12 protein-coding genes and 1 tRNA gene are annotated in these 15,723 nt (G+C 37.4%); 6 read left to right on the top strand and 7 right to left on the bottom strand.

All coding sequences use genetic code 11. The features are described 5' to 3' along the window. Together D0T85_RS15240 and D0T85_RS15235 are read right to left on the bottom strand one after the other, a co-directional pair. Positions 1-981, bottom strand: a 981-nt coding sequence (locus D0T85_RS15240) for an AAA family ATPase (RefSeq protein ID WP_239060739.1), incomplete at its 3' end; no start/stop codon positions are given. 99 nt (positions 982-1,080) lie between these two features. Then, entirely contained in the window at positions 1,081-1,896 is an 816-nt protein-coding gene (locus D0T85_RS15235) for an SGNH/GDSL hydrolase family protein (protein WP_163214383.1), read from the bottom strand. A 225-nt stretch (positions 1,897-2,121) separates the two neighbouring features. Between D0T85_RS15235 and D0T85_RS15230 the strand changes: the two genes are divergently transcribed. Then, positions 2,122-2,379 carry a hypothetical protein gene (locus tag D0T85_RS15230; protein WP_203558495.1) on the top strand — a complete coding sequence of 86 codons (258 nt, stop codon included), beginning with the start codon at positions 2,122-2,124 and terminating at the stop codon, positions 2,377-2,379. Here D0T85_RS15230 and D0T85_RS15225 read toward each other — a convergent pair. Further along, the gene (locus D0T85_RS15225) at positions 2,367-2,975 is read right to left on the bottom strand and encodes a hypothetical protein (RefSeq protein WP_239060738.1); all 609 of its coding nucleotides are present in this window, start codon (positions 2,973-2,975) and stop codon (positions 2,367-2,369) included. The genes D0T85_RS15230 and D0T85_RS15225 overlap by 13 nt on opposite strands. Before the next feature lie 226 nt (positions 2,976-3,201). On the opposite strand from D0T85_RS15225, the gene D0T85_RS15220 reads away from it, so the two are divergent. The 5 genes from D0T85_RS15220 to D0T85_RS15200 all read left to right on the top strand — a co-directional run bounded on the left by D0T85_RS15220 (position 3,202) and on the right by D0T85_RS15200 (position 8,273). Continuing rightward, positions 3,202-4,815 carry an alginate lyase family protein gene (locus D0T85_RS15220; RefSeq protein ID WP_163214382.1) on the top strand — a complete coding sequence of 538 codons (1,614 nt, stop codon included), beginning with the start codon at positions 3,202-3,204 and terminating at the stop codon, positions 4,813-4,815. A gap of 116 nt (positions 4,816-4,931) precedes the next feature. Further along, positions 4,932-5,597, top strand: coding sequence for a hypothetical protein (locus D0T85_RS15215; protein ID WP_163214381.1), 666 nt, complete (start codon positions 4,932-4,934; stop codon positions 5,595-5,597). Further along, positions 5,572-6,954, top strand: coding sequence for a DKNYY domain-containing protein (locus D0T85_RS15210; protein WP_163214380.1), 1,383 nt, complete (start codon positions 5,572-5,574; stop codon positions 6,952-6,954). Before D0T85_RS15215 ends, D0T85_RS15210 begins: the two co-directional genes overlap by 26 nt. A gap of 86 nt (positions 6,955-7,040) precedes the next feature. Continuing rightward, positions 7,041-7,850 carry a hypothetical protein gene (locus D0T85_RS15205; RefSeq protein WP_163214379.1) on the top strand — a complete coding sequence of 270 codons (810 nt, stop codon included), beginning with the start codon at positions 7,041-7,043 and terminating at the stop codon, positions 7,848-7,850. A 314-nt stretch (positions 7,851-8,164) separates the two neighbouring features. Then, positions 8,165-8,273: transfer RNA gene (locus D0T85_RS15200), tRNA-OTHER, on the top strand. Positions 8,274-8,852: 579 nt separating this feature from the next. On the opposite strand, the gene D0T85_RS15195 is transcribed toward D0T85_RS15200, so the two are convergent. From D0T85_RS15195 to D0T85_RS15180, 4 genes are read right to left on the bottom strand one after another with little or no spacing between them, the layout of a single operon-like run. Continuing rightward, positions 8,853-11,618: a caspase family protein gene (locus D0T85_RS15195; protein WP_163214378.1), complete on the bottom strand. Its 2,766-nt coding sequence runs from the start codon at positions 11,616-11,618 to the stop codon at positions 8,853-8,855. Positions 11,619-11,636: 18 nt separating this feature from the next. Next, positions 11,637-13,730 carry a WD40 repeat domain-containing protein gene (locus tag D0T85_RS15190; RefSeq protein WP_163214377.1) on the bottom strand — a complete coding sequence of 698 codons (2,094 nt, stop codon included), beginning with the start codon at positions 13,728-13,730 and terminating at the stop codon, positions 11,637-11,639. 35 nt (positions 13,731-13,765) lie between these two features. Beyond that, complete coding sequence (locus D0T85_RS15185; RefSeq protein WP_163214376.1) at positions 13,766-14,557, bottom strand: DUF4384 domain-containing protein; 792 nt, start codon at positions 14,555-14,557, stop codon at positions 13,766-13,768. A gap of 26 nt (positions 14,558-14,583) precedes the next feature. Continuing rightward, the gene (locus D0T85_RS15180) at positions 14,584-15,267 is read right to left on the bottom strand and encodes a hypothetical protein (protein ID WP_163214375.1); all 684 of its coding nucleotides are present in this window, start codon (positions 15,265-15,267) and stop codon (positions 14,584-14,586) included. Positions 15,268-15,723: the final 456 nt, after the last annotated feature.

The following is a 15,723-nucleotide window of genomic DNA, read 5'->3' as shown; positions in this document are numbered from 1 at the left end:
TTCGGTAAAAGCTATTGGGCTGGTTTCAACACCATCAATTAATATACGCAAATCATAATCGCTTTCTTTCAGTAAATCAACTAAAAAAGTTGGGGTTCCTGTTTGAAACCAAAAGTTATCCAATACCAGGTATTTCAATGCACTTAACACACTGAAGGGGTTAAATAAACCTGGCGTATTTTCGCGAAAGTGATAACCATCGTATTGAGCAGCCATTTTCTCAACGGTTTCTTCGAAGGTATAACCATTAAACTCGCTTACCTTCTTCAACTCTGGCGTAAATACCTTTACCAATTCTTCCTCTGTAATGCCACAAATGGTGGCATAAGCAGGTACCATACTGATATCGCTTAGTTGGTTAAGGTCGCTGAATATACTTACATGAGAGAACTTTGTAACACCAGTCAGAAATACGAAACGTAAGTAACGGTCGGCACTTTTCAGTACACCATAAAAGCCTTTCAGAATGTTTCTGTATTCTTCCAGTAAAGGTTCGTTAAGTAGGTTTTGCAACAAAGGTTTATCATATTCATCAATCAGAACAACGACCTGCATGCCTGTTTGCTCACTGGCCCTACGGATGATACCGGCAAAGCGAGTAGCGAGTGTAGTTTCATTCTCCTTACTTCCATAAAGTTCTTCCCATTGTGTCAGGAAAGCATTTATCAACCCTATCAATCGTTCTGCACTATCAAACTTTTCTGCATTAAGATCCAGATGCAGTACGGGATATTGTTTCCACTCTGTTTCCAAATCCGCCAGTGCCAATCCTTCGAATAAGTCTTTTCGGCCAAGGAAGTAAGATTCTAATGTACTGATGAGTAAGCTTTTGCCAAACCGGCGCGGACGACTCAGAAAATATGCAGTACCGTTATTTGCAACTTGCCAAACTAAATCGGTTTTATCTACATAAAGGAAATTCCCTGAACGGATTTTCTCGAAAGTTTGTATTCCAATGGGGAGATTGCGAACTGTACTCATGGTTTGATATTTTTATTTCAATATTCAGGTCTATAATAACAAGTTATCTGCAAACTTAGATAAAAATCTTCGATTTATACCAATTGAGTCATTTAAAAATCAGAAGCCCACGGGCAATGTTAGTAATTGGTATTGAATGGTTCTTGCCAACCGGTAGTGTCCGGCTGCGTTGGGGTGCAAACGGTCTGTGTATTCTTTATTAATATATGGGGTGTTCGATTCGTAAACCGGATAAAGCCCGCTTAATGAATTGAGATCAATAACCGGTACAGACCAATATTGTCCGGCAGCTTTGAGCGCCTCAATGTATGGTTCCAAATAGATACCGGTAGCGTTTGTAAAGTTCTCGTCCGGTTGTACATTCTTCTCGCTGAAATTGGCATAACCCCGGTGAATAGGAGTCATTATGATAATTTGTTTGTCTGGGTAATTTGTTTTCAGGAATGACATTACCCGGTTAATACGTCCGCAGAAAGTCGAGTCTGTAAATGTATGCATGCGGTATTTACGGACAACCATATTTCCGTTGTAGTTGGTTATGGTGTCTTTTTCGGTAAAAAACTCACCGATAGGTGTTTCGCGGTAATCATTTGTTCCTGCCCAGATTATAATGGCATCAATATCTTGCCCTCGTTCATTGTACAGTTTCTCGGCCATCTGATAGATATTGGTCCATTGGTAGCCACTACGAGCATACACATAGTGATCAATGTTCATCAGTTGTTTCAGGTATTGCCAGTACCATGCTGTAGTTGCAGTTGAATGAGGATCGGTCATGGAGTCGCCTAAGTAAGCAACTTTTTTACCATCCCATTGAGTACCAATGGTTTTATGTTCATCCTTTACTATAGACTGGGCAATGGTTACACTACAAAGCAATAAGCTTAAGAGGGTTAGGGATAAATGTTTTTTCATTTCTACTTTGTTCTAAAATTCATACGTACTTTATTATCTGTGGGTTTAGCGGGTGTAAATATACGATTATTTGTTTCATTTTATAGTTTAAATCGAATCATGATTCTTTTTAAAAGCAATGCAACATAAAGGGGTAATCTCTGCGTTTTTTCAGCCTAATAAGTCTCAAGTATATTTTCGTTCTTTGTAAAAGCTCGTTTTTGAACTTACTTATATAAATAATTTATGAATAGGAAAACTCTATTTTACAACATTCTAATTGTAATGTTGTATGTATTGGCTGCAGTACCTCTGCATGCGCAAAGCAACATCGTTCATGCATACACACCGTTTACCATCCCAGCCAAGGGACCAGGTGGAGTGGCTTACCCTTCACATGTGAGAAATGACGCCATATCCACCCGGTTTGGTGTGAAAGTAGCAGATGTTAGTGTACCCGCTATCTGTTACGACAACAACGTTAACGGAAATCAAGATGTATAGTCCCAGCAACGTATTAAACCGCTATCATAAACTATCCAGCATAGGTTTTTGTATTGGGCCAGTTCCACCGGAATTCCGTGTAATTTGGTGAACTCGCTTTGGCCGTCTTCTATCGTAATGTGTTCGCCGCGGGTTATGTCGTAAAAAGAAAACGTATCATCATCCGTTAGGAACCAATAGTTTTTAGAATCGTCGATAAAGAGGTTTTTTAAATGTTTGGTGATGCCGTGTGCGGCTAACTCTTCCGATATGTTGTAATTGAATTGGTTGGTGTTCAGGTCTAAAAGCAACAGATATCCAAGTTCTTTCATCCATATCCTCCCCTCATTATCGTAATATTCTTTGGTAGGGCGGTTGTAATCCCATCCATATTTCTGCTTTTTGTTGTAAGGAAAATGCTCGAAGGTGGCTCCGTTGTAAATGTTCATTATAGAGGCGGTTCGTACGGCAATGCGACCGTCGGGTGTGATGCTCAGTCCACGTATCTGATTATCGGACAGTCCATCAATAACATCAATCAGCCGGAATTTATATTGGTTTGCAGCAAGGCTACTTATGCTTAAAAACAGTACTAAGATGGAAGTCGGTATTCTCATTTCATTTAACAATTAGTTGTTACTATACAAAGAAAGCAATAATTATGGTAAATACATGGCACACATTGTTTCATGGGGTGGTACAAATTGAACCATTTTTCTGATTACGGGAACTAATATTCATCAAATTGTACTAGTTTATGAATCTATATGGCATAAGATCAGCTTTTATTTATCCGTATTTTTGTGAGGAGTTATTTATATTCAATTAAAATCTTTGGTTGTTATGAAATTAAGAAAAATAAGGTTGTTTTGTAGTTTGCTATGTATCATTCCAAGTGCTTTTGCTCAACAGTTTATTCATCCCGGGTTGCTTCACTCCGAACAATCGTTGGAGCGGATAAAGCAATTCGTTGACCACAAAGCCCAACCGGCTTACGGCTCGTACGAAATACTTAGAAGCCTGCCGGAAGCCAGTGCCGATTACCTGATGAAAGGGCCTTTCGAGATAATCAGTCGCGATGGTAAATATAGCTACACCAAGAACCCAAGTGAACGTGATTTTAATTCAGCCTATTACAATGCCCTCCTCTGGCAGATAACGGGCAATAAAGCGCATGCCAACAAGTCGATGGAAATTATCAGGGCTTATGCGGCTACCCTCCAACAAATACCTCCTACTAATGATGCTCCACTTTGCGCAGGATTGCAGGGCTTTATGTTAGTGAACGCAGCAGAGATTATGCGTTACACTTATGCTACAGCCCAATATCCGGATGGTTGGAATGAGCAGGATACAGAATGTGTAGAAGCCATGTTTCGGAATGTATTCCAACCGGTTTTAAGCAAATTCTTTCAAACTGCACCTTATACCAATGGTAATTGGGGAATTGCGGTGGCAAAGGCGCAACTTTCTTTCGGTATATTTTTGAATGACCGCAAACTCTATGATGATGCCATTGATTTCTTTCATCACGGAAAGGATAACGGAAGCCTGCCAAACTACATTGTCGAAAGCGGACAATCGCAGGAAGCCGGTCGCGACCAACAGCACGCCATGCTTGGTGTAGCCTGCTTTGCCGATATGGCAGAGGTAGCCTGGACACAAGGTGTTGACTTGTATAGCGCATTGGATAATCGCATACTGAAAGGATATGAATATCTTGCCAAATCAAATCTGGGTTACGATGTTCCCTTTGTTACATGGAAAGATATCACCGGGAAATACTCCAACCTTTCCACCTTTGGAAAAGATGGCATGGGACGTTTTCGTTCGGTCTTTGAGATAGCCTATAATCATTATGTAGTACGGAAAGGGTTGGAAATGCCTTATACGAAAATTGTTTTAGGACTTGTACGGCCCGAAGGACCAGGCTTTACATGCGACAATACCGGCTTTGGCAGTTTGCTTTATTATCTGGGTGATGATTTAAATACCGGAAAAGAGAAAGGAAGGATACAGGAAGACTTAACTCAACTGAAAGCATGGACTTTCTCAACAGCTTCATATCGGGCAGTAAACGGCGTAATGTCGTTTGTTTCTTCAGGAATTAAGCTACAGAAACGTGTTCAGTACAATCCTTCTGCTTATCCTAATATTGTGGTGAAAGCTCCCGGAGTTCCAGCATCGGCTAATAAAAAATGGTTAACTTTATCGTATAGCATACATGCGGCTCCTGAATACTGGGAACTTGATTCGGACAAAGCTATGAAAGTAGGTGAAGATATGTATGTGTTTAAAATTACAGATTATCAATCACATAATGGATACTCTTTCTCAACAACGCCAACAAATATTACCATAACTCTGGATTTTGGTGATACTTGTAAAGAGCCTGTAGTTGTTGAATGGATACAGTCGTTTACGGATGCGGAGTTGCAGGCCTATCCCGGATTCTGATAAATAAGGTGTAAATAACCATTTACAGCGTAGAATGGAGTTACTCTCAATAAAAATAAGTAAGTTTGCAAAACGAATAAGACTATATTGAGAATCAGCTTCAGATAAGCGCTACTATGGTTTACGGATATTATTACAAAACAATTAATAAAGGTCCCATCCTTTTAGATGATACATGCCCCAGTTGCGGCAGCAAAGGAACCCTACGGATGGATGTTATTTGTAAAGTGAGTCACTGGATGTATATTCCTTGTTGGCCAAGTGATAAACAACCCATTCTGGAATGTTCGGTGTGCCAAGGAAAATACAAAACCAGTGCATTGCCGCATCTACACCCCAAAGACCATGAGCTACTGAAAAGAACCAGCTATCGTTTCTATCATTTTGCAGGACTTATACTGCTGTTATTATTTGCCGGCTTCTTTACCTACCTTGTTATAAGTGGCGAAAAAGAAAAGATAGAAAAAATACACAAGGAAATAGAAACACTAGACGAAGGACTTGTTATAAACTACAAACTGCCCGACAAACAAAAAACATCCATGTATGTAGATTCTGTTCGTGGCGATTCCGTTTGGGTACGCGAGAACAAGATGGCCACTACCGGACAGGTTATGCGCATTAATACATCCGAGAACTATTCGGACGAGCCAACCCTGTACCTGAAAGAAGAACTCCACAAGTTGGCAAACGAAGAGAGAATTATCAACATATACATAACAGCCGCTTATGTGCGTAAACAAGTAGAACAGGAAAATGAAAACGAAAATATTCAAGATTAAAAGTATTAACCGTACAGTATTAATACTCACTGCACTACCCATTATTTTTGCTTTACTCTTCTTTGGTTTTGTTTATTTTATGAAGTGGATATTTACTTCGGGTAATCAATACATAGCTATTATAGCTACATTGGCAATTGTATTTGGTGTGTTTACCCTGTGCAAAAAGATAGCCACAAGAAACTATATTGTAACAATAAACAAAGATAGGTTAACTGTAACCAAAGTGGGAAGTTCCGAACGATCCCTCCAACTAAATCAGATTACCAAACTGGCATTCAGAACTCATCAGCAAGGATGTCTCCTTATAATAGAAGCTTCCGGGTTTGAGTTTGCCAAGTTCGATGTAAGTTTGAAACAAGCACAACAAATTCAAGATATTATTGAAGAACTTCAGCAATACAACTCATATAATGTGGTAGAAGGAAAAGACCAGCGGGGAGTTTGGACAAACTACGTGAATCCCAATGCTGTAAACTCAACTCCAGCTTCGTTTGGGCAGGTTTACCGGAATCAGGTGAATAGTAAACGCAAAACAAAATGGGTAGGGATAGCTATTTCTCTTGCTGTAATGGCTGTGTTAATAGCCCCTTTCTTTATCAATCCCAAAGCCTTTTACGATTCGAAAGACGGAAAAGTTTACTTCGGAAGCAAAGAACTGGTAGGCGTAGATCCCCAAAAAACAACCATCCTGAGTTATCATGTACTGAAAGATTCCACCCACGTATATTATAAAGATCGTATTCTGGAATGGGCGGACTATGCCACTTTTCAATGCCTGCGCGAACCTTTCTACATGGATAAAAACGGAATTTATTTTGAAACAAGTAATTTTTATACCCCCAATAAAATAAAACCACTCGAAGGAGAATACGATGCAGCCACCTTCCGCTCGGTTGATGGTTATGCGTCGACCTTGTTTAAGGATAAAAACAACCTGTACGAAATAGATGTTTTTGGTCAGCCCCCACTGCGGAAAATAACATTCCCCGGTTTGGATGTGGAGAGCTTTCAGGGGTTGGAAAACAACTATTGGTTTGCCGATAAAAACCATGTTTACTTTGCTGGTGAAGGAGATTTAAAACAATGCAAAGAAATAGATCGTGCTTCTTTCGAAATCCTTTCGCTTCAAGTAGTAAAGGATAAGAATCGGGTATATTTCTTAACCTATCATCTTAAATCCGAGCACGGGGTAGCTGGAGAACACAAAGGTTACAAAGTGTTAGAAGGTGCAGATGCCCCTACCTTCCAGAAACTGGATGATAAAAGATTTGTAGATAAGAATGAGGTCTGGACAATTTCCTCGGAAGAAGAAAAGAAAGAGCCAAAGGCAACCCGCCGGGAGGATGTGAAGTGATTTCAATTGGATAAACACTTATCATGTAACATAAAATGTTACCTTTGTGAACAACAATGACAACAATCAATAAAATCAATATAAAGATGGAAAAGAAAGACAAAAAAACGTTGTTGCCTACTATTTTAGCTAAAGTAGACACAACCTCCAGTCGTTTTCGGGCAGCTATTCAAGACTACCTTAAATTCTTTAAAGATTCGCAAGGCAGTTTCAAAGGAATTAAAAAAACATATTCGCCCCGTCCTGATACAATAGACGAACCATCTGAACGGCAAAACAAAATTGTAGTAACTACTGTAAAAGAAAAACTCGACTGGTTTGTAGAAAACAATACCGAATACCTGCAAGATATAATGAACATCGAAGCTACCAATGCGGCAGGAGCAGCTAAAGCTGAGCTGGTGGTGAATGGAAAATCGTTTGGCGAACTATCTTCGCTCGAGTTGCTTCGTTTGAAAGGCTTCCTCGAATCTACAGATTTTGAGAAGATGTATGCCAGCTTGCCGGTTCGTTCCGACAGCGAGATATGGACAAAGTCTGAAAACGAGATGTATCTTAACCGCGAGATTTACGAAACACCTCTTCAAAGCGGGATTAAGAAATCGACTGAGAAGGTGAGCTATATTCTTGAAGACCCCAACTTGAGTCAGCTTAAAAACAGCGAAGGTTATAAACCACAAGTGGCTGTGAAGACTATCCCTATTGAACTGGGCGATTATACCATCCAGAATTTCTCGGGCGAAACCTCACAACGCGAACGTGCCGAAATTCTTCGTCGCCGCAGCGAACTGCTCACCGCTGTAGTGATTGCCCTGAAAGAAGCAAATAATGTGGAGATTGTAGAGTCGAAGTTCGAAGCTAAAAACTTCTTCGAATATCTGCACACAGGAAAATAGAAAAGAAACTTGACTTTAGCACAAGCATCAGCATTAAGTTTATCCAATCCTAGATAGTAAGCATTAGTGTCGAAGTCAATAAGCTGAAGTTTAGCTTTAGTTTTAAGAATTTAGGTAAATACACCTTTATATTATACGGAGGTTCGAATCCTTCTTCCCCCTCATAATTAATACCTGGAAAATGGGGGAATAGCAAAGTTGGTTATGCATAATATCAGATAGCTTTAGCGTAAATTTACCTATATAATTCTTAAACCCAAATGGGTAACATAGGAGATTTTGTTACCCATTTACCTTTTTCTTATTCTAAAAACAGGCTTATGCGCAAACTGGTAAAGCGGGCCCTTGTTCCTACAAAAAATTGGAGAGGGTTATATCGGTTCTAGGTATGATATGTTGGAGGTTCGAGTCCTTCTAAGCCTACAATAAACACAGTCCTGTCTTTCAGGCATTTTCGGATTGTTTAAAGTTTGATATATATAACAGCAGAAATGAGAATGCTAAGACAAAAAGATTAAAGGGGAAAGATGTAAATACCAACTCCGTTCCCAGTTCGAAACTCTTACACATGTCTTTCAGTATTTTACTGTATAATTCATCTCCAGATACAAAATAGCCGAGCTTCATATCTAAATAGGTAAATAGTAATCCACAAAAAAATATGGAAAATATCCACCACAATCCATAGAAAATAACTATTTTGTATATCTTTCGTTTGTCTTTGAAAACCACAACAAGTTGCAATATTCCATATAGTAATGTTATAACTATTAAGAATAGATGAGTTGATACTATCCAATTTTGCAATCGCCCAATTGGATTAAAATTCAATGGGGCAATACCAATGAATAACAGTATAAAAAACACAAGCTCAGTCCAGATTAACAATAGAGCTGAGTTGATAAATGCTTTGGAATATTTATCATTATTCATAGTTATAAGATAAAAAATGCCCATTAGTTCTCTGTGATTATAATCTTTGAACTAATGGGCGTTTTAAAATTATTCTGTTGGAGCTTGTTCAGGAGTCTTTAATATTATCTCTCCCCAAGTATCCCAAGTGGGTGAAACTAAACATTGAGGTTCTTGAATTTTACCTAAACGGGCTGTTGCTTTTTTAACTTCATCACAAGTTTTGGTAAATATATCTTTTAAGTTTATATCACCATTAGCCTCTTTTATCGTTTTAATTAAATAGTAGGTATAATATCCATGCTTCTTTTCATGAAAAACGCTAGATGTTTGGTCGCCACTACTAGATGAAAAGGCCAACGTATTCCCTTGAGGAACTCCGGATTTAGGCACAACCCTAATTCCTTTTTGTGCAATGAGAGGTTCTGCACTCTTATATCCTCCGCTAAAACAAGCATCAAGAAAAACATAAGAAGCTTTTACCGGAAACTTCGCAAGCTGTGTATATAATTCATTCAATGAAAGCCCTAAACGAATGTTTTTTCCGGTAATATCCACTGGTAATAAATAAGGTTCCTTTGTAGATTCCTCATTATTTCCATGTCCAGAGTAATAGAAAAACAACTCAGCTTCAGGGTCTGTTCCTGCTATATTAACCAGCCAATCAAGTTGTTCGTGCATCATACCTGCAGTAGCATTGGGTATCATTTTTATTTGCGTTACCGGAATACCAAATGTCCGTATGCAATATTCTCGGAATACCGAAGCATCATTAATAGCATAGGGTACATTTATTTCGGCATTTGCACCAGTACTGCTATAATCTTCATTTCCTATAATAAGCGCATAACGATGTTTGTTTTCGGCTCCTTCGGGCACATTTTCCAGAAGTTCACTCTTAAATCCGAGTGTAACATCTTCGGCATTAACTTTTCGTATGTTTCCAGCTCCACCAATAGTAATAGAAGAGGACGCCGTTAAATATTCTCCCATTTTAACTCTAAAAGCCTCATTTACATGCGACGAACGAGTTTCTTCTGATATATTCACTAATACAACAATAGAATCCTGATCAAAGCGTTTATTTACCAAAAAGCTATAATCAATGGTTGCAACTTCTCCTGATGGGATACTGTCAATTGTCATTTCTTGTGAATCCGTATTATAAACATTACGGGGGAGTGCAAAGTTTATTCTTACATTTCGTGCAGCCTGAGTTCCTAGGTTCTGTACAGCCAATGTTAATTTTCCACTACTACCTAGTTTTATAGAAGAACCATCGGGAGCAAAAAACTGATAATCGGCTACTCGTAATTGCGGCATATCATATTCTTGAGCATACACTATAAGTTCTGAAGGGTCTGCATCAAAGCCATTGGCCTCAAAAGCGTAAATGTTGATTTTAGTTTCAACTGTTGGAAGTTCCTTCTTGGCTATATAACGAAACGTGTACTGCTTTGAAGAGCCTGCCAGAATATTTCCACCATCAATTTCACGGGGACCATCAAAATATTTATCGTATCCACTTTGCTCCGAGAGCCGTAATCTCAAATCGTAAGCGTCTCCCTCTCCTTTATTTTCGATTGTGAAAGTTATAAAGAAACTTTCGCCGGCATCAATAACTTTATTTTCATTGGCATCAGCAAATTCATCAATCGTAATTACTAATTTGGCAGGATTAACCGGAACAGGGATAGGCTCTTGTTCTGCTGGAGTAACAGCAGACTCAGCCAATTCCTTTTTATATGCAGCCAAACGTGGAGCAAACTCATTATAAGAAACGCCATCTTCAATAATCTTACTCAAAACATCATATTCCGGCTTCTCGTCCATGTATTGATATACACTAACAAGTCCTTTCATGTATTGTGTAGAAAAGGGCTCTTTTTCCAGAATTTCCAAAAACAGTTTATGAGCATTCTCTAAATATTCTGCTGCCCGTTGACGAATAATAGCATACTGCGTATCATTGACTTCTCTGGCTCCACTATTAATAATTTCAGTTGCATAATTAAAATTAGCACGGGCTAGTCCTGTTTTTATTTCAAAATTAGCTGGATAAAGCGCATGCAATCTTTCATACATTTCGAGAGACTCTTTATATTTTTTTTCTTTTTCCAACAAGCGTGCTTTAATGGGTAGCACTTTGTCATTGTTAGGGTCTACTTCTAAAATACGATCAATGGTTTTGTTCAATGCCGGAAGATTATTAGTGGCAATATAGACATTTACCAAATTATAATAAAAATCCAAAGAAACCGGATACTTAGTTATAGCCTGTTCAAGCACACGTTCCTGTTCGGTATAATTTTTCTGCGACTGATATATCATATTCATATATACAAAGCAGTCTTTCATTTGGGTTTCGGTTTCAGTATTTAAGTATTCTTGAAAATATTTCAAAGCCTGATTGTTTTTCTCCAAATTATAAGCCGCAACAGCTGCATAATACAATACCGAAATATATCGTTTATCCTTAGATAACAGTTCATCTCTGAATACCGAAAGATAAGGCATTTCAATATATGCCGAAGCAAAATCTAAAGCTCGCTTTTGATCTTTCTGTTCGGAATAGTAAACAGCAGCATTTAACAAAAACGGATACATGCTTCGAAGCCTGTTCTTTGTAGCGTCTATATACTGTTCATTGTCTGCTGCATCCAGAACTTTGATAAAAGCAATATGGCTTTCAAGCAGATGGTTATACATATTGGTTATGTTGGTTCCTTTGTCGTGTTCACTTTCAAACATAACAAATTGTTGATTTGCACGACTAAAAGAACCGGCGGCATCTTGTGCTTGAATACATACTGCTGTAATTACCCCAATAATTGCCAGCATTAAAACTCTTCTCATATTTCTTCGTTTTATCTTTTAGTGAGAAAAAGTAACATCAATAATCATAAATTCCACACTAATTTTACGATATTCACCTCCACGTTCTTTGGCAACCTCTACTTTATAATCAAATTCATTGTGAGTATTACTAAGTGTTTCTACATTATTTTCAATGTAATGTTTTACACCTGCTGCACGCAATAAAGCCAATTGTTCATTTTGAGTAATCCCGGTTGCTTTTGTTACTGTAATATTATCCAAGTTACCATCCTTATAATAAGGTTCATCTATAAATTCGCCATAGTTGTTGTTATATGCTATTTTACCGCGAATTGGACTAGCATCTGCCGAACCTGTTATAATGATTTTTACTTGTTTACCTTCTGAAAGATACTTGGATATCTCACCTTCAAAGGCATCTTTAATAATTTTCATCAATGCCATGGCTGCATTTGAACGTTCGATAACATAACCGCCTGAAGGAAAATCTTCTGAAGCAGAGAATTCTTTATTAACTACTTCATACTGGTAGATTACTTTGTAATTCAGAATGTTTTTTCCATCAGCATTTGTACTTTTCAGCACTTCTGCATTCACATTAATCTGTGTATTGTCGGTAATAAGTTTTTCTTGTTTGTTTTCTGCTACAAGTCTTTCCAAAGCTTCTTTTAGTTGCACTTCTTCACGGGTCACCTGTTGCATAATTTCTAATGGAACAAAATCTTCTTCTTCAAGAGCTTCAAGTTTTGTACGGCCAATATTATCGTAAATATAAACTTTGTTAGTTGTTTCATTCAAAACTTCCAGATAAGCTATTTCAAACTCATCATTTTCATTCAGCACATATACAGCATTTGAGAATTTCAAATCCTTGCTATCCTTAAAACTGTCTCGTTCATTTTCGGGAACTTTGATATCTATGGAGGACATATTGTTAAAACCAATAGTCAACAGATTATCAGTTGCATCGTATGCTTCAATAAACGGATTGCTGACTGATATTCTATCTCCTGCCATTCCTGTAGCGATTTCTTGAGCAAAAGCTTCCCGTTGTTTAATACGAGTTTCATCATTTACACGAATAGCATAATCTTCCATTGATTCTCCTTCCATCATTTTGACCCACTCATTCATTTTGGCTTCTACTTCTTTATTTAATATTTTGCCAAAGAAAGGATTAAGGGGATTAGCATCCCACAACATCAAAGACTTGGGACGATTAGAAAGCAAAAACATATCTCCTCTTTGATTATCAGCAAAAAAACGTCCGGCAAATATTCCTGGTACATCTTCAACAATGGTTTGTTCAACTTTCTTGTTGCGCAGGTTTAGTATTACAATTTCCTGGTTGTTTTTAATAACACTCAAATATTTTCCTTCCGGATGAAAAGATGGAGATTTTAGTGTTCCACCCAGATCTTGATATTTATAAGTTATCTCCCAAGATCTTGTGTCATAAATCGTTAAAACATCATCATTGGTAGTTACTGCAAAAGTAGAGGCATCTTGCGAGAATGCTATACCTGTAACTTCCGCAGGCAACTGTAAGCTGGTTCTTAACTCTTTTGTTTGAAAATTCCAGATATTGATTTTTGTATTTGCAACCGCTGCTATAAAATAATTATTCGTACTCATAGCAAGCATAGTTGCTGGTGCTTCATCTTGTATATAAGCTTGGGGTAAATACTCTCGTGTATCATATATTACAATCTCTTTCAATGAATTGGATACAACAAAATGACGAGCATCACTACTATAGCACATGGCTATTGGCTGTGGTTTCGCTTCTAGTTTTTTTCTTTTCTCCTTTAACTCAAAAAGCTTAGTATTACTTTTCCGAAAAGAATATACACTAATTGGTTTCTTGGCTTGAAGAATAGCTAAAGAGCTCCCTGTTGGGTTAAATGAGGTTTGTTGTATTTTGCCTTGAGACAAAACCGGATAATCTCTTACTGTATATAAAAAGCCTTTCGATAGAATGGTCATACAATAAGTTGTGTTTACAAAGTCGTCAACTTTCTTTTCTGTTGGGAACTCCCTCTTTTCTACCATCTGCGAATATAGTTGTGTACTAGCTATAGCAACAGTAAAAAAAAGTAATATACGTTTTCTAATTTTTGTCCTTTTCATTCTAATACTAAATGTTTATTATATGAGGTGTTATATTATTTAATCAGAAGCATATCATAATGGGCACAACGTTGATTTGCTGGAATAGAATAGGTCCATTTTAATACATTTTGATAAGTAACCTCACCTGTAAATGGGATATTCTCTTTTGTGGCGACCATCATAATATTTATTTTTTCACTTTCAGAGCCCTTTTTTTGTTTCTCAATTCGATATTCTATTAAACTATTAAATGGTACAGAATACTCTTTATTGGTTGTAAACAGCACATTCTTTTCATAATCATTTGGATAAATTAAAGAGCCCTCCAATTCATCAAACCAAAATATTTTAAGATATGAATCTGTTCCATGAAGAAACAGCTTACAGGTAAAGTTGTCGCCTTCTTTATAAAAACGATCAGCTTCTTTTACTTCAATAGCATACGATTTATCGGGTTCTTGTGGTTGTACTATTGCATCAATTGTAACCACTTTATAGAGTCTTTGTATATTTGAATCCCAAATTTCTTCAACCTTTTTATCTGTGATATTCATCATTCCGCCAATGGCCAGAACATTCATCTGTGAATATGCTTCATATAGTTCTGTTCCATTTTCCTGAGTGATTTGGCCAAAGACCGACCACACATTTTCCATAACTCCTGCCTTTTGCAGAGCATTTTTTTGAGCTTCCAAAAGAGCACGCTCTTCAGCAATCTTCATCGTAATATCTCCACTAACCTCCCAGCGCCCTTGAACACCCTTTACTTTTATGGGTTTTTGAGCCAGAAGGTTTGTAGAGACAACAAATAAGAAAGCTAATACAATTAGCTTATTTAGTCTCATCTATTAAATTCTTGAGAATATAAAAATTAGTAACCTAGTTTATCAAGTTCTTTAGCCAACTCTTCTGATTTTTTAGCTAATTCTTCACGAATTGCTTTTATACCTGCTTTTGTTGCAGCATCGGCACTATAGCCAACAGTAACCATAACCTCTACATTGTTATTTTCAAGAGTTCTGTATATTTCAACCAATGGAATTGTACGGCCTAAATTTGCAGAAATAACACTTTTACTTGAGGCTACTACACTAGAAAGACTAGCTGCTTCCTGTTGCCCCATATCATCATTGGCAACTTTAGCTTCTATGAGTTGAGAAACCTTTGTCTGAATCTGTCCGGCCAAGTCTATTTTTGCTGCATTAGTTGCTTGCAGCTGAGCAGAAGATTGGTTGCCACCTATAGCTCTGGATGAAGCAACATACCAATATGGGTTGCCATCTGTAGTTAGTTCTACTTGTTTTTGCCATGAGTTTTCAAGCTGTTTGTCTAAAGGTAATTTTCCAACAAGGACTTTAAAACCTTCTTTTGTTAGTTTCTTGGCTTCTTTACGAGCTTCTTTTATTGCTTTTTTCTCAAGGTCCTTATTTAACATTTTTTCGTGCTTTTCAATGCCTTTACGTTCTTTTCCCGAGGCTTTATCTTGTGCCATGGCTTCTAAAGAAAAAGATAGTGCAATGCATGCAAATACGCTGATTAATAGTGTTTTTTTCATAATAATCAATATTAATGTAGTTTATAAATAATTGAGGATTTGTTTCTGCAAAGATAAAGAAATATTTTGCTTTTTTTGTTTTTTTATATAAAAACATCAAATACTCTTTTACAGGGGCTGTTAAGTTCTGATTTAACTATTCTTTTTTAACCGCAGAGTACGCAGAGTTTCGCAGAGTTTAAGATTCAATGCTGCATAGAAATTAAAAACTCTCCAGTCTGATATGAGCCCCCAATAAAACAGTATAAATGAACTGCATTTGCACCCTAAATGAACTGCATTTGCATGCTAAATGAACTGCATTTGAGGTGTAAATGAATTGCATTTGAGGTGTAAATGAACTGCATTTTTGGTTCGGTTAGAGGCTGTGTTGAACTAAAATAAAAACACAGAGTCACAGAGAAACAGAGTTCTTTTCTTTGTGCTGAACACGGAGGCTTCGCTTTTACTCAAAAA

The organism is Bacteroides sp. 519 (genome assembly GCF_010500955.1).
Classification (GTDB): domain Bacteria; phylum Bacteroidota; class Bacteroidia; order Bacteroidales; family Bacteroidaceae; genus Bacteroides.
The sequence above is the reverse complement of the archived record's forward strand: the minus strand, read 5'-3'. Positions and strand labels throughout refer to the sequence as shown.